This is a genomic window from Streptomyces sp. NPDC040410, from assembly GCF_055595715.1.
This window is the reverse complement of the sequence record NZ_JBVIVK010000001.1, coordinates 549,548-569,464: the sequence shown is the minus strand read 5'-3', so window position 1 is coordinate 569,464 and position 19,917 is coordinate 549,548. Positions and strand designations below refer to the sequence as shown.

Genomic DNA, 19,917 nt, shown 5'->3' with positions numbered 1-19,917 from the left:
GCGGTGAGTGACCTGGGGAGTTGGGCATGAGCGTGACGAGTCGGTACCGCGAGGCCTGGGAGGGCTTCTGGAGCGAGGCCTCCGACGAACAGGGGGCGGTTTTCTGGGACGCGGAGCCGGCGCTGACCGTCGGTGTCCACCTCGCCCTCTTCGAACCGCACCTCGCCGATCCCGGGCTGCCGATGGTGGACCTCGGCTGCGGCAACGGCACCCAGACGCGTTTCCTCGCCGACCGCTTTCCGCACGTCATCGGTGCGGATCTGTCCGCCGCGGCCCTGGACCACGCCCGGCACGCCGACCCCGCCGGGCAGGCCGCCTACCGGCTGCTGGACGCCGTCGAGAAGAGCGAGGCACAGACTCTGCACGCCGAACTCGGCGACGCCAACGTCTACATGCGGGGCGTGCTGCATCAGGCCGACCCCGACGACCGGCAGCCGCTGGTGGACGGCCTCGCCGCGCTCGCCGGGGAGCGCGGCCGGGTCTTCCTCGTCGAACTCTCCGAGGCCGCCAAGCCCGTCCTGATGGGCCTCGCGCAGGGTCCGTCCGGCCCGCCGCCCAAGCTCGCACCCATCTTCCGGCACGGCATCGCCCCCGGCGAGGTGGCCGACGAAGCGGTCCCCAGGCATCTGCGCGCGGCGGGACTCACGGTCCTGGCGAGCGGCGAACTGCCCCTGACCACCATGGAACACGGTCCCGACGGCACCCGCATCGAACTGCCGTCGAAGTGGCTTGTTGCGGGCCGTCCGGTGTGACGGCTGTGAAACCGCGTCAGCCGGTACCTGGACGGTACCGGCTGATCGGATCCAATTTCCTCAACGGAGGTGCCCATCGCGACAGCCGGCACCGTGCATTGCCCCGAAGGGGAAGTACATTTCGGCTGGCTGCCGCATCCCCCGGAGAGGATGGGCTGCCCACCGGTTGGATATACCCATCCAAACTCCCGTGCCAGGGCGCCAGCAAGCGGATTCCGGGTGGATCACCCGGAAAGGTGATCACCATCGTCTCCCTCACTTCCTCAACGCCATCCGCAGAGTTCCGAAAAGGGGAGACGAAACAAATTTAATCCATTTGAGTGGCGGAGTTGACGGCCCCTTGTAACCGAATCGGGTGCATGCGTCACTGTAAATGTGAAACCGGCGGGCTGCCCATCCCCGTGCCGGGGGAACGTTGAGACAGGCGGCCCTTGCCGGTTTTTCCTTGCCCGGAAACAGGGCACAGGCCGCTGTGCCCCCGGCCGTCGGCGCCGGGGCGACTGTCCATGCGTTCGCCCTGGGCCCGACAGCGTTCTTGAGCCCGGTTCCGCTCCGCCCGGAGAGGTCGGCACAGGCTGACGACGCCCGTCCATCGGCGCTGGCCCCGGCCCGTTCCGCCGGTTACCCGCATCCCATCGAAGCAGGAAGAAGGAGCGTCCCCATGCCTATCTCTCCGAATCAGGGTCCCACCGGCGGAGGCACGACGGTGACGATCACGGGTGTCAACCTCGCCGCCGCCTCCAAGGTGCTGTTCGGCACGAAGTCGGCCAGCATCACCTCAAACACGCCGACCTCGGTCACCGTGACCTCCCCGTCCGGGAACGGCCCTGTCGACGTGACCGTGACGACGGCGGGCGGGACGAGCAACCCGCTGTCGTTCTACTACATCGGCGCGCCGTTCAAGTCGTCGCTGAGCGCGAACACCGGGACGCTGGCCGGCGGCAACACCATCTCCATCTACGGCACCGGCCTGTCGACCGCGAGCAGCGTGTCCTTCGGCGCGAACTCCGTCTCCCCGACCGTGATCTCCGATGCCGAGCTCCAAGTGGTGGTGCCGGCTGGTTCCGGGGCCGGGTCGGTGTCGGTGACCGTGACGACAACGGGCGGCACCAACAACGGACTGTCCTACACCTATGTCGACGTCCCCTCGATCGTGTCGCTCGCCCCGCCCTCGGGATCGACTTCCGGTGGAACGGCGGTGTCCATCACGGGCACGAATCTCACCAGCACCCAGAGTGTCACCTTCGACGGCTTCGACGCACAGTCGATCAACGTCCTCAGCAGCACCCAGATGTGGGTGGTCACGCCGGCCCACACCGCCGGTGCAGTAGACGTCGTGGTCACCAACCTCGCCGGGTCCGCCACCGAGGTCGGCGGCTTCACCTACATCTCCAATCCCGCCATCTAGTCCGGCAGCCCCCTGGCGGGCAGACGCTCAACCCCCGTCCGGGCGGCAGCCTCTGCTCCGCCCGGACGGGCAAAGCCCCCACCAACAGCATCTGTGCCTGAGCAGGTCTGCATGCGGATCTCTCCGCAGTGGCGCGTGAAGGAGTTCAGCCATGGCTTTGCCCGTCGTCTCCTCGATCAGTCCCACCCAGGGGCCGCCTGCCGGCGGGACCACGGTCACCGTGACCGGTACGGGCTTCACCGGTACGACAGCCGTCAAGTTCGGCAGCAGTGCCGCCGCCTCGTTCACCGTTGTCAGCGGCACACAGATCGTCGCCGTGACTCCTGCCGGTACCGGCGCGGTCAATGTCACCGTCACCACGAGCGAGGGCAGCAGTACCCAGACCGTCACCTTTACCTATGTCCCCGCACCCACCCTGTCCGGCGTGTCGCCCAATCAGGGTCCGCTCGCGGGGGGCACCGTCGTGACCCTCACGGGCACGAATCTGTCGGGTGCGACGGCCGTGCGCTTCGACGGAATCGCGGCGACCTCGTTCACGGTCAATTCGGCCACGCAGATCACCGCGGTGACCCCTGCCCATGCGGCCGGTACCGCGGCGGTCACGGTGACCAGCCCCGGCGGCACCAGCAACTCCCTCACTTTCACGTACGTCCCCGCCCCCTCCCTGACGGGCCTGTCGCCCAACCAGGGTCCGGTCGCGGGCGGCACCACGGTTACGCTCACGGGCACGAACCTGTCGGGTGCGACGGCCGTGCGCTTCGACGGAATCGCGGCGACCTCGTTCACCGTCAACTCCGCCACCCAGATCACCGCGGTGGCTCCCGCCCACGCGGCCGGTACCGCGGCGGTCACGGTGACCACCCCCGGCGGCGTCAGCAACCCCGACAGTCCCAGCGCTTACTTCTACTACGCCGCACCGCCCGCGCTGACCTCCATGGCGCCCTCTTCCGGAACCACAGCCGGCGGCACCACGGTTACGCTCACGGGCACGAATCTGTCGGGTGCGACGGCCGTGCGCTTCGACGCGACCGCGGCGACCTCGTTCACCGTCAACTCCGCCACCCAGATCACCGCGGTGGCTCCCGCCCACGCGGCCGGTACCGCGGCGGTCACGGTGACCAACGTCGGCGGCACCAGCAACCCCCTCAGTTACAACTACCTCGGCGCACCGACCCTGACCGCCCTGAACCCTGCCCAGGGACCGACGTACGCGGGAAGCGTCGTCACGCTGACCGGCACGAACCTCACGACCACCACGAGTGTCCAGTTCGGCAGTACCTCCGCATCGTTCACCGTGCTTTCCCCGACCCAGATCACCGCCGTCGCCCCGGCCGGCTCCGCGGGGGCGGTGACCGTCACGGTCGCCACCACCGCCGGCGTCAGCAACGGGCTGACGTACACCCGGGTCGCGGCCCCTGCGATCTGACCGCCGTCCCGTGAGAGACGTCTTCCAGCGGGGCCGGACACTTGGCAGCAGACGTGTCCGGCTCCGCTCTCGGCCGGACGAGTGCGGGCCGATCAGATAAACGAGGCAATGTCGGACCTGTCAATTCACAGTCAAGGCGCCGTAGTTCTCCCCTAATCGAGCCGCTGGGACAGGGGTCATACGAATTTTGTTCGTGTCATAGCAAGGTTCTCGTCGGTGTATGCGTTTTTCTCTCCATGTCTCCCTTAATCGCAACCGCGTGGTGGAAGGCGTGGTGGTTCGTGATGCGCAGGAAAGTCGCTTCGTCGCTTGTCTCGGGGGCGGTGAGTTTAGGGCTGGCGTGTTCGCTGTCAGGGCCCGCAGCGGCTGCCCAGGGGTTGACGGGCGCCGCACCATCCGGCATTACGGTCGCCAATGCGGAGCGGAACGTATCCGCGGCGGCGGTCAGCGGGATCGTCACGGCGAGGACCGGCTTGCTTGTCCGCGCCCTGCCGACGACTGAATCTGCCAGGCTCGGCAGCTACTCCAGGAACGCCCGGATCGGTGTCCGGTGCAAGTCGTCCGGCGAGCGCGTCGGCGGCAGCGCAACGTGGTACAGGCTTGCGAATCGTTCAGGCTGGGTGGCCGGCGCCTACGTCAGAGTCCCAAGTGCCGTGCGGCGGTGCGGTGAGCCGGATCCTCAGGGCCCCCCGGGTCCCCCCGGCCCCCCGGGTCCCCCCGGCCCCCCGGGTCCGCAGGGCGAGGCCGGGCCTGCCGGGCCCGCTGGTGAGACCGGAGCCACCGGGCCTGCCGGGCCCGCCGGTCCGCAGGGCGAGACAGGGCCTGCCGGACCTCAGGGTGCGACCGGACCCGCCGGGCCCGCTGGTGAGACCGGAGCGACCGGGCCTGCCGGGCCCGCCGGGCCTCAGGGCGACACCGGACCTGCTGGTCCTCAGGGCGACACCGGGCCCGCTGGTCCTCAGGGCGACACCGGACCTGCTGGTCCTCAGGGCGACACCGGACCTGCTGGTCCTCAGGGCGACACCGGGGCTACGGGGCCTGCCGGGCCTCAGGGTGAGACCGGACCCGCTGGGCCCGCTGGCGAGACCGGCGCGACCGGGCCTGCCGGGCCTGAGGGTGAGACCGGCGCGACCGGGCCCGCCGGACCTCAGGGCGCCACCGGAGCGACGGGGCCCGCCGGACCTCAGGGTGCCATCGGCCCTGCTGGTCCGCAGGGTGAGACTGGAGCTACTGGAGCTACCGGGGCTCAAGGTGCGACCGGGCCTGCCGGGCCCACTGGACCCGCCGGACCCCAAGGGCCCTCCGGCACCGCCAGCGTCACTCCCGTTTACGGAACGGCCACGACGCTCGGTCCGGGGCAGACGATGGCTCGCGTCGCCGTCTGTCCGGAAGGCAGGGCGATCTTCGGTGGGTGGATGTCGGGCGACGAGGTCGTCCCCGTGAGCAGCTATCGGACTACGACCACGAATGCCGACGACAGCTGGACCGTGAACTTCCACAACAGCTCCACCACGCAGGAATATTCCATTCAGGCCATTGCCTACTGTGCGCCGTGACGCCGTGACGGCGCCCCGGCGATGGCAAGGTCCCTGAGACGAGAGCGGGGCTCCGCGGTCCATCGAGACCGCGGAGCCCCGCTCTCGTAGCCGCTCGTCCTCTCCTCGCGTAACGTGACGGAGCATGAAGATCCTCATCAGCGCCGACATGGAGGGCGCCACGGGTGTGACGTGGCCGGCCGACGTGCTGCCGGGTACGCCGCAGTGGGAGCGGTGCCGGGCGATGTTCACCTCCGACGTCAACGCGGCCGTGCTGGGATTCTTCGACGGCGGCGCCGACGAGGTGCTCGTGAACGAGGCGCACTCGACCATGCGCAACCTCCTCCTCGAACAGCTCGACGAGCGCGCGCAGATGCTGACGGGGCGGCACAAGTCCCTCTCCATGGTGGAGGGCGTGCAGCACGGCGACGTGGACGGCATCGCGTTCGTCGGCTATCACGCGGGCGCCGGCGCGGAGGGCGTCCTCGCCCACACCTACCTCGCGAACTCCGTCACCGGGGTCTGGCTGAACGACGTACGGGCGAGCGAGGGTCTGCTGAACGCGCACGTCGTCGCCGAGTACGGGGTGCCCGTCGTCCTGGTCACCGGTGACGACGTGGCCTGCGAGGACGCACTGGGCTACGCGCCAGAGGCGCTGAAGGTCGCCGTCAAGGACCATGTGTCGCGGTACGCGGCCGTGTGCCGTACGCCTGCCAGGACCGCCGCCGACATCCGTGCCGCGGCCAAGGAGGCGGCCGCGCTGGCGGTCCGCCACGAGCCGGTGGACGGCGGTCCGTTCACCGTCGCCGTGGAGTTCGACGCCGAGCACCTCGCGATGGCCGCGACCGTCGTCCCGGGCGTGCACCGCATCGGGGAGCGGAAGGTGGCGTACACGAGCGAGAACATGTACGAGGGGATCCGCACCTTCAAGGCGGTCACCACGATCGCCTCGGCCGCGGTGGAGGAGCAGTATGGCTGACCAGCGGGCTCTGGACGAGGCCGTGACGTTCACGTCCGACCTCATCCGCATCGACACCACGAACCGGGGCGGCGGCGACTGCCGGGAGCGGCCGGCCGCCGAGTACGCCGCGGCCCGGCTCGCCGAGGCGGGGCTCGAGCCCACGCTCCTGGAGCGTGCGAAGGGCCGTACGAACGTCGTCGCCCGTATCGAGGGCACCGATCCGGCGGCCGACGCGCTTCTCGTGCACGGTCACCTGGACGTGGTGCCCGCCGAGGCCGCGGACTGGAGCGTGCACCCGTTCTCCGGGGAAGTCCGCGACGGGGTCGTCTGGGGCCGGGGCGCGGTCGACATGAAGAACATGGACGCGATGATCCTCGCGGTCGTCCGGGACTGGGCGCGTCACGGCGTACGGCCCCGGCGGGACATGGTGATCGCGTTCACCGCGGACGAGGAGGCCAGCGCCGAGGACGGCTCCGGATTCCTCGCCGACAAGCACGCCGCGCTCTTCGAGGGCTGCACCGAGGGCATCAGCGAGTCCGGGGCGTTCACCTTCCACGACGGCGGCGGCCGGGAGCTCTACCCCATCGCGGCCGGTGAGCGCGGCACCGGCTGGCTCAAGCTCACCGCCCGCGGCCGGGCCGGACACGGCTCCAAGGTGAACGGCGAGAACGCGGTGACCCGCCTCGCCGCCGCGATCACCCGGATCGGCGAGTACGAGTGGCCGCTGCGCCTGACCCCGACCGTGCGCGCCGCCCTCACCGAACTCGCCGCGCTGTACGGCATCAAGACCGACCTGTCCGACGCGGACGCGTTTCTCGACGAGCTCGGGCCGGCCGCGAAGCTCGTCGAGGCGACCGTCCGCAACAGCGCCAACCCGACCATGCTGGACGCCGGCTACAAGATCAACGTGGTTCCCGGGGAGGCCGTCGCCCACGTCGACGGGCGATATCTTCCCGGCGGGGAGGACGAGTTCCGCACCACCCTCGACCGGCTCACCGGGCCGGACGTGGAGTGGGAGTTCCACCACCGTGAGGTGGCCCTCCAGGCGCCGGTCGACTCACCGACGTACGCGAAGATGCGGGCCGCCGTGGAGGAGTTCGCTCCCGAGGGGCACGTGGTGCCGTACTGCATGTCCGGCGGCACGGACGCCAAGCAGTTCTCGCGCCTCGGTATCACGGGCTACGGATTCACGCCGCTGAAACTCCCGGAGGGCTTCGACTACCAGGCCCTCTTCCACGGAGTCGACGAGCGTGTCCCGGTCGGGGCGCTGCACTTCGGCGTCCGCGTCCTCGACCGCTTCCTGCGGACCGCCTAGGCGAGTGGGGGACAACGTGCAGACCTTGCCGTACGGTTCCTGGCCCTCGCCCCTCGACGCCGCGCTCGCCGCCGCGCACGACGGGCACCCCGAGTACGTCGGCTTCGTCGGCGACGAGGCGTGGTGGACCGAGCCGCGCCCCACCGAGGACGGGCGGCGCACGCTCGTACGACGGCGCGCCGACGGCCGCGAGGAGTCGCTGCTGCCCGCTCCGTGGAACGTGCGCAGCCGGGTCATCGAGTACGGCGGACAGCCCTGGGCCGCAGCCGTGACCGACGGCGAACCGCTCGTGGTGTTCGTGAACTTCGCCGACCAGCGCCTGTACCGGTACCGGCCGGGGAGCGAACCCCGCCCGCTCACCCCCGTGTCGCCGGTTGGCGGCGGACTGCGCTGGGCCGAGCCGCGGGTGCGCCTCGCCGAGGGCGAAGTGTGGTGCGTCCTGGAGGAGTTCACCGGCGACGGCCCCACCGACGTCCGCCGTGTCCTGGCCGCCGTGCCGCTGGACGGCTCGGCCGCCCAGGACCGGGACGCCGTACGTGAACTCACCGGCGGCCGGCACCGGTTCGTCACCGGACCCCGGATCTCGCCCGACGGGCGGCGCGCGGCCTGGCTGGCCTGGGACCACCCGCGCATGCCGTGGGACGGCACGGAGCTCGTTCTCGCCGACGTCGCCCCGGACGGCACCCTCCACGGGCCCCGGACGGTGGCCGGCGGCCCCGAGGAGTCGATCGCCCAGGCGGACTGGGCGCCGGACGGCTCCCTGCTGTACGCCAGCGACCGCACCGGCTGGTGGAACCTCTACCGCGACGGCGAGCCGCTGTGCCCGCGCGAGGAGGAGTTCGGCGGGCCGTTGTGGAAGCTCGGCCACCGCTGGTTCGCTCCGCTGGACAGCGGCATGATCGCCGTCGTGCACGGCCGGGGCGCCACCGTCCTCGGGATACTGGACCCCGAGACCGGCGAGGTCGTCGACGCGGCGGGCCCGTGGACCGAGTTCGCGCCCACGCTCGCGGTGCACGGCGAGCGGGTCGTGGCCGTCGGAGCCAGTCCGCGCAGCGCGTACGAGGTGGTCGAGCTGGACGCCCGGACCGGCCGGGCCCGGGTGATCGGGGCCGCGCACGACGACGCGGTCGACCCCGCCCACTACCCCGAGCCGCAGATCCGCACCTTCACCGGTCCCGCCGGACGCGAGATCCACGCGCACCTCTACCCGCCCCACAACCCCGGCTGCGTGGCACCCGGCGACGAGCTGCCGCCGTACGTCGTATGGGCGCACGGCGGTCCCACCGGGCGCGCACCGCTCGTCCTCGACCTGGAGATCGCCTACTTCACCTCGCGGGGCATCGGAGTCGCCGAGGTCGACTACGGGGGCTCGGCCGGATACGGCCGGGAGTACCGCAACCGGCTGCGCGAGCAGTGGGGCGTGGTCGACGTCGAGGACTGCGCGGCCGTCGCCCTGGCCCTCGCGAGCGAGGGGACGGCCGACCGCCGCCGGCTCGCCGTGCGCGGCGGCAGCGCGGGCGGCTGGACCGCCGCGGCCTCGCTCGCCATGACCGACGTCTACGCCTGCGGCACGATCATGTACCCGATCCTCGACCTCGCCGGCTGGGGCACGGGGGAGACCCACGACTTCGAGTCCCGGTACCTGGAGACGCTGGTCGGGCCGTACGCCGAGGTGCCCGGACGGTACGCGGAGCGCTCGCCCGCCGAGCACGCCGACCGGATCACCGCGCCCTTCCTGCTGCTGCAGGGCCTGGACGACGTGATCTGCCCGCCCGCGCAGTGCGAGCGGTTCCTGGCCCGCATGGCGGGCAGACGGGTGCCGCACGCGTACATCGCCTTCGAGGGGGAGGGGCACGGCTTCCGGCGGGCCGAGACGACGATCCGCGTCCTGGAGTCCGAACTCTCCCTGTACGCGCAGGTCTTCGGCCTGAACCCGCGCGGCATCCCGACATTGGAGCTCGTGAAGTGAAGGAACTCGTCCGGCCGTCCCGGCTCGCCCCCGGCGCCCGCGTCGCCGTCGTCGCGCCGAGCGGACCCGTGCCGGAGGAGCGGCTGCAGGCCGGGCTCGACGTGCTGCGCGGCTGGGACCTCGATCCGTCGGCGGGAGCCCATGTGCTGGACCGGCACGGCGAGCTCCCCTACCTGGCGGGCACGGACGCGGCCCGGGCCGCCGACCTGCAGAACGTCTGGTGCGATCCGTCCGTGGACGCGGTGTTCTGCGCCCGCGGCGGGTACGGGGCGCAGCGCATGGTCGACCTGCTCGACTGGGAGGCGATGCGGGCGGCCAGGCCGAAGGTACTGGTCGGGTTCAGCGACGTCACCGCCCTGCACGAGGCGTTCGCGGCGCGGCTCGGCCTCGTCACGCTGCACGGGCCGATGGCGGCGGGCGTCGACTTCGTCAAGCACGCGCGGGCACAGGAGCACCTGAAGGCCACGCTGTTCGCCCCGGAGACGGTGCGCACGATCACCTCCGGCGGTACGGCCCTGGTCCCCGGCCGGGCGCGGGGCGTCACCCTCGGCGGCTGCCTGTGCCTGCTCGCCGCCGAGCTCGGCGGCCCGCACGCGCGTGGCTCGGCGGGTGGCGGGCTGTTGTGCCTGGAGGACGTGGGAGAGGAGACGTACCGGCTCGACCGCTACCTCACCCAACTCCTGCGCGCCGACTGGCTGGAGGGGGTGCGCGGCGTGCTGCTCGGTTCGTGGGAGCGGTGCGAGGCGTACGAGCGGGTACGGGCGCTGCTCGTCGACCGGCTCGGCGGCCTGGGCGTACCCGTCGTCGAGGAGTTCGGGTTCGGGCACTGCGAAGGGGCGTTGACGATCCCGTTCGGGGTGAGCGCCGAACTCGACGCGGACACGGGAACGTTGACGCTCGACGAGCCGGCCCTGCGCTGAGGTACGCCGGCGCCTCCGGTCACCCGTCCGGCCCACGCCACCGCCCCGTGTGACGGCGCTTGCCGCGCGGGACGCGCGGGGGGCGGTCATGCTGGCTCACATGAGCCCGAAGACCTCCGGGAGTCGTGGCAAGGCCGGTGTGAAGGAGTAGGTGAAGACGCCCGCCAGGGCCGGCGTGCTGCTGCTCGTCGTCATCACCCTGATCTTCATCTTCGAGAACACCGGCACCACCGAGATCCGGCTGCTGATCCCCTTGGTGACGATGCCGCTGTGGGTGGCGCTGCTCGCCACGGGTGCCATCGGCGCGCTGTATGGGGCCCTTCTCATGAGACGGCGCGGCTAGCGCCGGAGAGGGCCGTAGGGTGGCCGGGTGCCTCACAACGCCTCCCGCTATCTCGCCGAAGGCCCCCGCGTCGGTATTCGTCACTTCACCTACGACGACGGTGCCGAGTTCACCGCCCGGGCCCGGGAGAGCAAGGACCTGCATCATCCGTGGCTCTTTCCGCCGGTCAGCGGCGATGCCTACACCGCGTACGCCGGCCGGCTGATCGAGGATCCGACCAAGGCGGGATTCCTCGTCTGCGAGCGGGACGGCGGCGGCATCGCCGGGTTCGTCAACATCAACAACATCGTCGAGGGCGGCTTCCAGTGCGGGGCGCTCGGGTACGGCGTCTTCGCGCACGCCGCCGGGCGCGGGCTGATGCGCGAGGGGCTGGGCCTCGTGGTGGGGCACGCCTTCGGGCCCATGCGACTGCACCGGCTCGAGAGCAACGTGCAGCCCGGCAACGCCGCGTCGATCGCGCTCGCCCGCAGCTGCGGCTTCCGCCTGGAAGGCTTCTCGCCGGACATGATCTTCATCGACGGTGCCTGGCGGGACCACGAGCGCTGGGCGATCACCGCCGAGATGACCGGGCTGCGGACTTCCGGTTGATCTTCATCGTGTCCAGGTCCGTGACGGTGGACCTCAGCGCGCCGAAACCGTAGCCGAGGCCGTTCAGCGTGTCCTGCGCCCGGTCCTCCGCGATCGCGGCCGCCATCTCGTCGCCGTCCGCCGCGTCCGACACCACCACGTACCGCATCGAGAAGTGCTTGAGCGGCGACGGTTCGTACGACAGCGTCCCCTCCTCGGTGAAGCGCATGCTCGTCAGACCGTGGTCGCCGGCCTCCGCCAGCAGCCGCGCCCGGGCTTCGCCGGTCAGCCCGTCCCAGGTGCCCCGGACGATGACCCGGTAGGTATGCCGCTCGCCCATGCGTCGTTCCGTCCCTCCGCAATCCGATGGACGACCGACTCTACGTCGGCGGGGACCGGCCGCATACGGAATTTCGTGCTGCCTGCGCGCTGCGCGAGCGGCGGATCGTGGTGCGGTCACCGGCTCGGCGCCTCGCTCGCCCTGCGCCGTCTCGGACGGCACGGACAGCTGTCGCCGACGCCTCCCCGGCAACTCCGACCGTCCTCGACGCGACCGTGCTCGACGCGACCGTGACGCCCGCCGTCGACAGCCCCGACCCGGACGGGCTCCCTTCTACGGAGGTCACCGGCGGCCTGTGGGCCCGTCTCAGCGGCGAACCCCTCCCGGACCGCTACGGCTTCCGGATGCGGCCGGACCGGTAGCCGGGGCTAGGATCTGCGGTCCACGTACTCGTACACCGCACCGCCCGGATGCATCACGATCAGATTGCGGCCCACCGGTGTCGCGACGGGGCCCGCGATGATGCGGGCGCCCAGTTCACTGAGCACATGGTGGGCCTCGTCGACGTCTTCGACGGCGATCGTCGCGGCGACCTTGCGCAGCAGCTCCAGCTCGGCCTCGGGGCCGCTCATCAGCAGGAAGCAGCCGATCGCGGCCACCTGGACGCCGCCGCGCTCGAAACGGAGGGCGCTGCCGCCCGCCAGCCGTTCGTAGAAGGGGACCGCGGCCTCCAGGTCGTCGACGCAGACGCGCAGCGTGGCTCCCAGAATCTCCATGCGGTCGAGCCTAGTGCCGCGGCCGGCAGAGGAGATCGATTCGGGTCGTTTCGCCTGCCGGGCCGGCGAGCAGGGGATTGCCGGACGGAGCGGGTACCCGGCCCGGAGGCGGCCTCACGCGCCGGTGCGCGGCCGTCACGAACCGCGCTATGCGTACGTCGGCCCTGGGTGCTGAACCGGATGCCGGGGCGTGCCAGGCCGGTGGCCCCCGTGTACCGGCCGGAGCTCGCGGCCCGCGCGGCTCAGCCGCCGCCCTGGAGCTGCGGCAGCACCTTGGTGCGGTAGAAGTCGAAGAAGCCGCGCTGGTCGGGGCCGATCTGGTTGACGCAGATCCGGTCGAAGCCCGCGTCGGCGAAGGCGGACAGCGCGGTGACGTGCTCGTCGACGTCGTCGCCGCACACCGAGTTCTCGCCGACCGTCTCCTCGGTGACCAGCGGCTCCAACTGCTCGAAGTGCCTTGGCGAGGGCAGGACCTGGCCCATCTCGCCGGGCAGGAACTGGTTGGACCACAGCCGGCGCACGGTCCGTACGGCCTCGTCGCGGTCGGCGCCGTAGCAGACCTTGACGCCGCCGCCCACGGGCTTGGCGCCCCCGCCGCCCTTGCGGAACTGCTCGACCATCGTCTCGTCCGGCGTCATCGTGATGTAGCCGTCGCCCACGCGGGCCGCGAGCGCGGTCGCCGCCGGGCCGAAGCCGGAGATGTCGATCGGGACGGGTTCCTCGGGGACCGTGTAGAGGCGGGCGTTCTCCACCCTGTAGTGGGTGCCGTAGTGACTGACCTCCTCACCGGTGAACAGCCGGCGCATCACCTGGATGGCCTCCTCCAGCATCTCCAGGCGCACGTTCGCCGGCGGCCAGACATGGCCGAGGATGTGCTCGTTCAGGGCCTCGCCGCTGCCGACGCCCAGCCGGAAGCGCCCGTTCGTCATCACGGCCGTGGTCGCCGCTGCCTGGGCCACCACCGCGGGGTGGATCCGGACGGTCGGGCAGGTCACCGCCGTCTCGACGGGCAGGGACACCGCCTCCGAGAGCGCGCCGATCACCGACCAGACGAAGGGGCTCTGCCCCTGCGCGCCGTTCCACGGGTGGTAGTGGTCCGAGATCCACAGCGACCGGAACCCGGCCTGTTCGGCCATCCGCGCCTGCTCCACCAGGTCGGCGGGAGCGAACTCCTCGCACGACAGGAAGTAGCCGTACTCGGGCATGGGAGCACCTCCGATGACACTCCGCGACGGGGCGGATCGGGTCGCCGTCCGGGTACCCGGCGCCCGGGACGGAAACCGGGCCACGTTTGGGTGCCCTGACCAGGGGGACGCGGAAGGCTGCCGAGTTACGCGACAGCCCGGAGGCGAACCGTGAGTCGACCCCGCATCGTGATCGTCGGTGCCGGCTTCGCCGGGTACCGGACGGCCCGGACCCTGTCCCGGATGACCCGCGACAAGGCCGACGTCACCCTGCTCAACCCGACCGACTACTTCCTGTACCTGCCCCTGCTGCCCCAGGTCGCCGCCGGAATCCTGGAGCCGCGCAGGGTCACCGTCTCCCTCTCGGGCACCCTGCCCCGTGTACGTCTGGTGCTGGGGGAGGCCGACAGCATCGACCTCGACGGGCACACCGTCCACTACACCGACCCCGAGGGCGGCACCGGCACCCTGCCGTACGACCGGCTCGTGCTCGCCGTCGGCAGCGTGAACAAACTGCTTCCCATCCCCGGCGTCGCCGAGAACGCGCACGGCTTCCGGGGCCTTCCCGAGGCGCTGTACCTGCGCGACCACGTCACCCGGCAGGTGGAGCTCGCGGCCGCCGCCGACGACCCGGAGAGCCGCGCCGCGCGGTGCACCTTCGTGGTGGTCGGCGCCGGCTACACCGGCACCGAGGTCGCGGCGCACGGCCAGATGTACACCGAGGCGCAGGTGCGCAAGCACCCTCTGCGGGAGGGCGTACGACCGCGCTGGCTGCTCCTCGACATCGCGTCCCGCGTCCTGCCGGAGCTCGACGAGCACCTCTCGCGCACCGCCGAGCGCGTACTGCGGCAGCGGGGCGTGGAGGTGCGCATGGGCACCTCCGTGAAGGAGGCCACGCCGGGCGGCGTCCTGCTGAGCGACGGCGAGTTCGTCGAGACGCGCACGCTCGTCTGGTGTGTCGGAGTGAGGCCCGATCCGCTCGTCGAGGGCATCGGGCGGCCCCTGGAGCGGGGCCGGCTGATCGTCGACCCGTACCTCCAAGTCCCGGGCCACCCCGAGGTGTTCGCGTGCGGTGACGCCGCGGCCGTACCCGATCTGAACAACCCCGGGATGTTCACTCCGATGACCGCACAGCACGCGTGGCGGCACGGCGGGATCGCGGCCCGGAATGTCGCCGCCTCGCTCGGCATCGGCGAGCGGCGTCCGTACCGCCACCGCGACCTGGGTTTCGTCGTGGACCTGGGCGGTGCGAAGGCCGCCGCCAACCCGCTCGGCGTGCCCCTGTCCGGGCCGGTGGCCGGTGCGGTCACCCGCGGCTACCACCTCGCGGCCATGCCCGGCAACCGTGTCCGGGTCGCGGCCGACTGGCTGCTGGACTCCGTACTGCCGCGCCAGGCCGTCCAGTTGGGGCTCGTACGGTCCTGGTCGGTGCCGTTGGACACGGCGTCGCCGGAACTGGCACGGGTGCCGGGCGGGCCAAAGCGGCGCGCGGAGCCCACCGCCGGCTCGGGACCCGGAGCAGCGACGACGGCGGATACGGGCGGGCCCGGAGCCGGCACGGCCGCTGATGAGGGCGGGCCCGGAGCGGGCACGGCCGCTGGTAAGGGCGGGCCCGCAGACGGCAGGGAGCCGGGAGCGGGGCCCGCGCGGACCCGGGGCACCGGATCGGCCGCTCAGGCAGGGCATTTCGGAGCCGAGCTGGCGAAGAATCAGCCGGGTGGTGAGCTGGCGAGGAATCAGCCGGGTGGCGAACCCGTGAAGGACCGGCCGGGTGGTGAGCCCGCGAAGGACCGGCCGGGTGGTGAGCCCGCGAAGGACCGGCTGGGCGGCGAACCCGCGAAGAACCAGCCCGGCCCCGAGCCCGCGAGAAAGCAGCCCGGCCCCGACCCCGTCGCAGGCCCCCGCCCCGAGCCGGCGAAGGGCCGTCCGGAGCCCCCGAAGGACCATCCCGCCCCCGGCCCGGTCAGGCGCTCCGACAGCACGTCACCCGCCCCCGCGGAAGGAGACTCATGAAAACCGCCGAACTCGACGAACTGGCCCAGCAGTTGCGCGTGGACAGCGTTCGGGCGTCCGCCGCCGCGGGCTCCGGGCACCCGACCTCCTCGATGTCCGCCGCCGACCTCATGGCCGTACTCCTCTCGAACCACTTCCGCCACGATTTCGAGCGCCCCGCCCATCCCGGCAACGACCGCTTCGTCCTCTCCAAGGGACACGCCTCGCCCCTGCTGTACGCCGCCTACAAGGCGGTCGGCGTCATCGACGACGGCGAGCTGCTCACCTTCCGCAAGCTGGGCAGCCGGCTCGAAGGGCATCCGACGCCCCGGCGGCTGCCGTGGGTCGAGACGGCCACCGGCTCGCTCGGGCAGGGGCTGCCGGTCGGCGTCGGCATCGCACTGTCCGGCAAGCGGCTCGACCGCACCGGCTACCGGGTGTGGGTGCTGTGCGGGGACAGCGAGCTGGCCGAGGGCTCCGTGTGGGAGGCTGCCGAGCACGCGGGTTACGAGCACCTCGACAACCTCACCGCGATCATCGACGTCAACCGGCTCGGCCAGCGCGGCCCCACCCGGCACGGCCACGACCTCGACGCCTACGCCCGCCGCTTCCAGGCCTTCGGCTGGCACACCGTGGAGATCGACGGGCACGACGTCGACGCGATCGACCGCGCGTACGGCGAGGCCAGGTCCACCTCCGGCCAGCCGACCGCGATCCTCGCCCGCACCCTCAAGGGCAAGGGCGTCGAGTCGGTCCAGGACCGAGAGGGTCTGCACGGAAAGCCGCTGCCGGACGCCGAGGAGGCGATAGCCGAGCTCGGCGGACCGCGCGACCTGCGCATCCGGGTGCACGAGCCGCCCGCCGCCCGCATGCTGCACGCCGTACGCACCGGTTCCGTGGATCTGCCCGGCTGGGACAAGGGGGACTCGCAGGAAGGGGTCGCCACCCGCGACGCCTACGGGCAGGCGCTCGCCGCGCTCGGCTCCGGACGCGGCGACGTCGTCGCCCTCGACGGCGAGGTGGGCGACTCCACCCGCGCCGAGCTCTTCGCCAAGGAGCACCCCGACCGCTACTTCGAGTGCTACATCGCCGAGCAGCAGATGGTCGCGGCGGCGGTGGGTCTCGCGGCGCGCGGCTGGGTGCCGTACGCCGCCACGTTCGCGGCCTTCCTGACCCGCGCGTACGACTTCGTGCGGATGGCGTCGGTCAGCGGCTCGGGCATCAACCTCGTCGGCTCGCACGCGGGGGTCGCCATCGGGCAGGACGGCCCCAGCCAGATGGGTCTCGAGGACCTGGCGATGATGCGGGCGGTGTACGGCTCGACCGTGCTGTACCCGTGCGACGCCAACCAGACCGCCCGGCTCGTCGGCGAGATGGCGGGGCTGGACGGCGTCCGCTATCTGCGCACCTCGCGCGGGGCGAGCCCGGTGATCTACGGACCCGACGAGGAGTTCCCGGTCGGCGGCAGCAAGGTCCTGCGCTCCTCCGAGCAAGACCGGATGACGGTCGTCGCGGCGGGCGTCACCGTGCACGAGGCGCTGGCCGCCGCCGACGCGCTGGAACGGCAGGGCATCCAGGTCCGGGTGATCGACCTGTACTCGGTCAAACCGGTCGACCGGCCCACCCTCCGGCAGGCCGCCGCGGACACCGGTTGCCTGCTGACCGTGGAGGACCACCACGAGGAGGGCGGCCTCGGCGACGCCGTCCTCGACGCGTTCACCGACGGGCGGCCTGTGCCGCGCCTGGTGCGCCTGGCCGTCCGTACGATGCCGGGCTCGGGGTCCCCGGACGAGCAGCTGCACGCCGCGGGCATCGACGCGGAGTCGATCGCGGCGGCGGGCCGGCTGCTGGTGGAGGAGGCGGTCGTGCGGTGAGCGGGGACGACGTGCGGACCGTGCGGGCCGGACGTCGCACGGTGGAGGTGCACCGGCCGGACAAGGTGCTGTTCCCCGGCGGCGGGGATACGAAGGAGTACACCAAGGGGGACCTCGTCGACTACTACCGGGCCGTCGCCCCGTTCATGCTGCCGCACCTGCGCGGCCGCCCGCTGATGCTGGAGCGCTGCCCGGACGGCCTCGACGGCCCCCGGTTCATGCAGAAGAACACTCCGGAGACCTACCCGGACTGGATCACCCGAGCCGAGGTCCCGAAGGAGGGCGGCGCCGTATGCCACACCGTGTGCGACGACACGGCCACCCTGGTGTACCTGGCCGACCAGGCCGCGCTCACCCTGCACCGCTGGCTGTCCCGGGCCGGCCGCGTCGACCGGCCCGACCGCTTGGTCTTCGACCTCGATCCGGGAGGGGACGACTTCCCGGCGGTGCGCCGGGCGGCGCGGCAGCTCCGGGAACTGCTCGACGAGCTGGGCCTCCCCTCGGGGCTGATGACCACCGGCTCCCGCGGCCTGCACGTGGTGGTGCCGGTGACCGGGCGCGAGGACTTCGACGAGGTGCGTGAGTTCGCCCGCGACGTCGCCCGCACGCTCGCCGCCGCCCAACCCGACGAGCTCACCACCGCCGCCCGCAAGAAGGACCGGGGCGACCGGCTCTACCTCGACGTGGGGCGCAACGCCTACGCGCAGACCGCCGTCGTGCCCTTCAGCGTCCGTGCCCGCCCCGGCGCGCCCGTGGCCACTCCGGTCACCTGGTCCCAGCTGGACGACCCCGGACTCGACGCCCGCCGCTGGACCGTCGCCGACGCGGTGGAGCAGGCCCGCGCCCGTCCCTGGGCCGAGCTGATGAGCCGAGGCCGCGCGCTGGGGCCGGCCCGGCGCAGGCTCGGCAAGGTGCCTGGCTGACGCGCGTCTCCCTGGAGGTTTGGCCAACGCCCGATCGGCCACCCGGAGGAGGAGGTGGCCATGTCGAACACAAGAAGCACATCGGATTCGCAGCATTCCCGGAATTCCCCCAGAGGGACCGAAAAGCGTACGGAGAAGAAGGTGGCGGACAAACGGCCCAGCACCATGGAGGTGCTGCGCCAGGCGCGCGCGCAGCTCGCGGAGCTGACGGGCAAGTCCGCCGAGACCGTTTCGTCGTTCGAGCAGACGGAGGAAGGCTGGTCGCTGGAGGTCGAGGTGCTGGAGCTCACTCGCGTGCCCGACACGATGAGCCTGATGGCGAGCTACCAGGTCGACCTCGACCCGCAGGGCCGGCTCACCGGCTACCGGCGCGTTCGCCGATACGAACGCGGGCGTTCCGACGCACATAGGGCCGGCGGCCGCTAGGCCGCCCGCCGGCGACCACAACCGCTCACGAAACCAAAGACAAGGAGGCGCGGTCGGCATGACCGTTGTCCCGGCACAGCAGAGCGGCGGAGGGGGCGGCAGCAGCGGCCTCTACGACGTTCTGGAACTAGTCCTCGACAGGGGTCTCGTCATTGACGCGTTCATACGGGTCTCCCTGGTCGGTATCGAGATCCTGAAGATCGATGTGCGCGTCGTCGTGGCCAGTGTCGATACCTATCTGCGCTTCGCCGAGGCGTGCAACCGCCTCGACCTGGAGTCCGGCGCCAGCAAGACGCCGGGCCTGCCCGAAGTGGTCGGCGAGGTCACCGAGTCCGGCGCGCGTGGCAAGTCCAAGGGAGCGCTGTCCGGCGCCGCCGAGACCATTTCCGGTGCCTTCAAGCAGGCACGCGAGGAGGGCGAGACGGGCGAGACCGAGTCCAGGCCGCGCCGCAAGTCCACGGCCTCGCGCACCCGCAGGAAGGAGGAAGAGGAGTGAGCACGTACGTCTACGGCATCACGGCCGCTTCGCATCCTTCGCTGCCCGAGGGGATGGGCGGGGTCGGCGATCCGGCGCGCCCCGTGCGCATCCTGCGGGAGGGCGATCTGGCGGCCGTCGTCAGCGACGCCCCCGAGGGGCTGCGCCCCAAGCGCAGGGACCTGCTCGCCCACCAGAACGTTCTGAGCGAGGCGGGCGCTGCGGGCTCCCTGCTGCCCATGCGGTTCGGCAGCGTCGCCACGGACGACAGTGCGGTCACCGGAGTGCTCGCGGAGCGCGCCGAGCACTACAAGGAACGTCTGCGGACCCTGGACGGCAAGGTCGAGTACAACATCAAGGCCACCCACCACGAGGAGGCCGTACTGCACCTCGTGATGTCCGAGAATCCGGAGATCCGCGCCATGACGGAGGCCAACCGGCAGGCGGGCGGCGGTACTTACGAGCAGCGGCTGCAACTCGGCGAGATGGTGGTGGCCGCGGTCAAGGGCCGGGAGGCCGAGGACGCGGTGGAGATTCAGAGCGCCCTGGAACCTGCCGCGGAGGCCATGAGCGTGGGGCCCGAGTCCACGGGCTGGATCGTCAATCTGTCGTTCCTGGTGGACCGCGACTCTGCCGAGGAGTTTCTCGCCGTGGCGGAGCAGGCCCGCAAGACGCATCCGCACCTCGAGCTGCGGGTCAACGGGCCGCTGCCCCCGTACAGCTTCGTCGAGCCCGGCCCCGCCGAGCCCGCGGGCACCGCGATCGGTGCCGAGAGCGGGGAGGAGTAGGGC

General features: G+C 71.8%; 19 protein-coding genes. 16 read left to right on the top strand and 3 right to left on the bottom strand.

Annotated features, from left to right (window positions below; genetic code table 11):
* Positions 1 to 26: 26 nt before the first annotated feature.
* The 9 genes from ACZ562_RS02575 to ACZ562_RS02535 all read left to right on the top strand — a co-directional run bounded on the left by ACZ562_RS02575 (position 27) and on the right by ACZ562_RS02535 (position 11,217).
* On the top strand, positions 27 to 752 hold the full coding sequence (locus ACZ562_RS02575; RefSeq protein WP_471173390.1) for a class I SAM-dependent methyltransferase: 726 nt from the start codon (positions 27 to 29) through the stop codon (positions 750 to 752).
* Between the two features lie 661 nt (positions 753 to 1,413).
* Entirely contained in the window at positions 1,414 to 2,160 is a 747-nt protein-coding gene (locus ACZ562_RS02570) for an IPT/TIG domain-containing protein (RefSeq protein ID WP_471173388.1), read from the top strand.
* 151 nt (positions 2,161 to 2,311) lie between these two features.
* Positions 2,312 to 3,586, top strand: coding sequence for an IPT/TIG domain-containing protein (locus ACZ562_RS02565; RefSeq protein WP_471173385.1), 1,275 nt, complete (start codon positions 2,312 to 2,314; stop codon positions 3,584 to 3,586).
* A gap of 1,680 nt (positions 3,587 to 5,266) precedes the next feature.
* The gene (locus tag ACZ562_RS02560) at positions 5,267 to 6,100 is read left to right on the top strand and encodes a M55 family metallopeptidase (protein WP_471173383.1); all 834 of its coding nucleotides are present in this window, start codon (positions 5,267 to 5,269) and stop codon (positions 6,098 to 6,100) included.
* Complete coding sequence (locus ACZ562_RS02555) at positions 6,093 to 7,397, top strand: M20/M25/M40 family metallo-hydrolase (protein ID WP_471173381.1); 1,305 nt, start codon at positions 6,093 to 6,095, stop codon at positions 7,395 to 7,397. The genes ACZ562_RS02560 and ACZ562_RS02555 overlap by 8 nt, the downstream gene beginning before the upstream one ends.
* A gap of 16 nt (positions 7,398 to 7,413) precedes the next feature.
* Positions 7,414 to 9,366, top strand: a complete 1,953-nt coding sequence (locus tag ACZ562_RS02550; RefSeq protein WP_471173379.1) for a S9 family peptidase — start codon at positions 7,414 to 7,416, stop codon at positions 9,364 to 9,366.
* On the top strand, positions 9,363 to 10,286 hold the full coding sequence (locus tag ACZ562_RS02545) for a S66 peptidase family protein (protein ID WP_471173376.1): 924 nt from the start codon (positions 9,363 to 9,365) through the stop codon (positions 10,284 to 10,286). Before ACZ562_RS02550 ends, ACZ562_RS02545 begins: the two co-directional genes overlap by 4 nt.
* A gap of 151 nt (positions 10,287 to 10,437) precedes the next feature.
* The gene (locus tag ACZ562_RS02540) at positions 10,438 to 10,629 is read left to right on the top strand and encodes a LapA family protein (RefSeq protein WP_471173373.1); all 192 of its coding nucleotides are present in this window, start codon (positions 10,438 to 10,440) and stop codon (positions 10,627 to 10,629) included.
* Between the two features lie 27 nt (positions 10,630 to 10,656).
* Positions 10,657 to 11,217, top strand: a complete 561-nt coding sequence (locus ACZ562_RS02535; protein ID WP_471173371.1) for a GNAT family N-acetyltransferase — start codon at positions 10,657 to 10,659, stop codon at positions 11,215 to 11,217.
* Here ACZ562_RS02535 and ACZ562_RS02530 read toward each other — a convergent pair.
* Positions 11,180 to 11,536, bottom strand: coding sequence for a DUF6204 family protein (locus ACZ562_RS02530; protein ID WP_471173370.1), 357 nt, complete (start codon positions 11,534 to 11,536; stop codon positions 11,180 to 11,182). The genes ACZ562_RS02535 and ACZ562_RS02530 overlap by 38 nt on opposite strands.
* 26 nt (positions 11,537 to 11,562) lie before the next feature.
* Here ACZ562_RS02530 and ACZ562_RS02525 point away from each other — a divergent pair, with 26 nt between their 5' ends.
* Entirely contained in the window at positions 11,563 to 11,898 is a 336-nt protein-coding gene (locus ACZ562_RS02525; protein WP_471173368.1) for a hypothetical protein, read from the top strand.
* A gap of 6 nt (positions 11,899 to 11,904) precedes the next feature.
* On the opposite strand, the gene ACZ562_RS02520 is transcribed toward ACZ562_RS02525, so the two are convergent.
* Together ACZ562_RS02520 and ACZ562_RS02515 are read right to left on the bottom strand one after the other, a co-directional pair.
* Entirely contained in the window at positions 11,905 to 12,252 is a 348-nt protein-coding gene (locus tag ACZ562_RS02520; RefSeq protein ID WP_471173366.1) for a VOC family protein, read from the bottom strand.
* Between the two features lie 242 nt (positions 12,253 to 12,494).
* Complete coding sequence (locus ACZ562_RS02515; RefSeq protein WP_471173364.1) at positions 12,495 to 13,457, bottom strand: TIGR03557 family F420-dependent LLM class oxidoreductase; 963 nt, start codon at positions 13,455 to 13,457, stop codon at positions 12,495 to 12,497.
* Between the two features lie 150 nt (positions 13,458 to 13,607).
* Here ACZ562_RS02515 and ACZ562_RS02510 point away from each other — a divergent pair, with 150 nt between their 5' ends.
* Genes ACZ562_RS02510 through ACZ562_RS02485 form a run of 6 tightly spaced genes read left to right on the top strand, consistent with a single transcriptional unit; the run spans position 13,608 to position 19,914 of the window.
* Positions 13,608 to 15,449 (top strand): NAD(P)/FAD-dependent oxidoreductase, encoded by a 1,842-nt coding sequence (locus ACZ562_RS02510; protein ID WP_471173361.1) that lies wholly within the window; start codon positions 13,608 to 13,610, stop codon positions 15,447 to 15,449.
* On the top strand, positions 15,446 to 17,302 hold the full coding sequence (locus ACZ562_RS02505) for a transketolase (RefSeq protein ID WP_471173360.1): 1,857 nt from the start codon (positions 15,446 to 15,448) through the stop codon (positions 17,300 to 17,302). Before ACZ562_RS02510 ends, ACZ562_RS02505 begins: the two co-directional genes overlap by 4 nt.
* Positions 17,299 to 18,225 (top strand): non-homologous end-joining DNA ligase, encoded by a 927-nt coding sequence (ligD, locus tag ACZ562_RS02500; protein ID WP_471173358.1) that lies wholly within the window; start codon positions 17,299 to 17,301, stop codon positions 18,223 to 18,225. The genes ACZ562_RS02505 and ligD overlap by 4 nt, the downstream gene beginning before the upstream one ends.
* A gap of 60 nt (positions 18,226 to 18,285) precedes the next feature.
* Entirely contained in the window at positions 18,286 to 18,651 is a 366-nt protein-coding gene (locus ACZ562_RS02495) for a gas vesicle protein GvpO (RefSeq protein WP_471173356.1), read from the top strand.
* Positions 18,652 to 18,709: 58 nt separating this feature from the next.
* A complete protein-coding gene (locus tag ACZ562_RS02490; RefSeq protein ID WP_471173353.1) occupies positions 18,710 to 19,147 on the top strand; it encodes a gas vesicle structural protein GvpA in 438 nt (145 codons plus the stop codon).
* Positions 19,144 to 19,914 carry a GvpL/GvpF family gas vesicle protein gene (locus ACZ562_RS02485; RefSeq protein ID WP_471173352.1) on the top strand — a complete coding sequence of 257 codons (771 nt, stop codon included), beginning with the start codon at positions 19,144 to 19,146 and terminating at the stop codon, positions 19,912 to 19,914. The genes ACZ562_RS02490 and ACZ562_RS02485 overlap by 4 nt, the downstream gene beginning before the upstream one ends.
* Positions 19,915 to 19,917 lie beyond the last annotated feature (3 nt).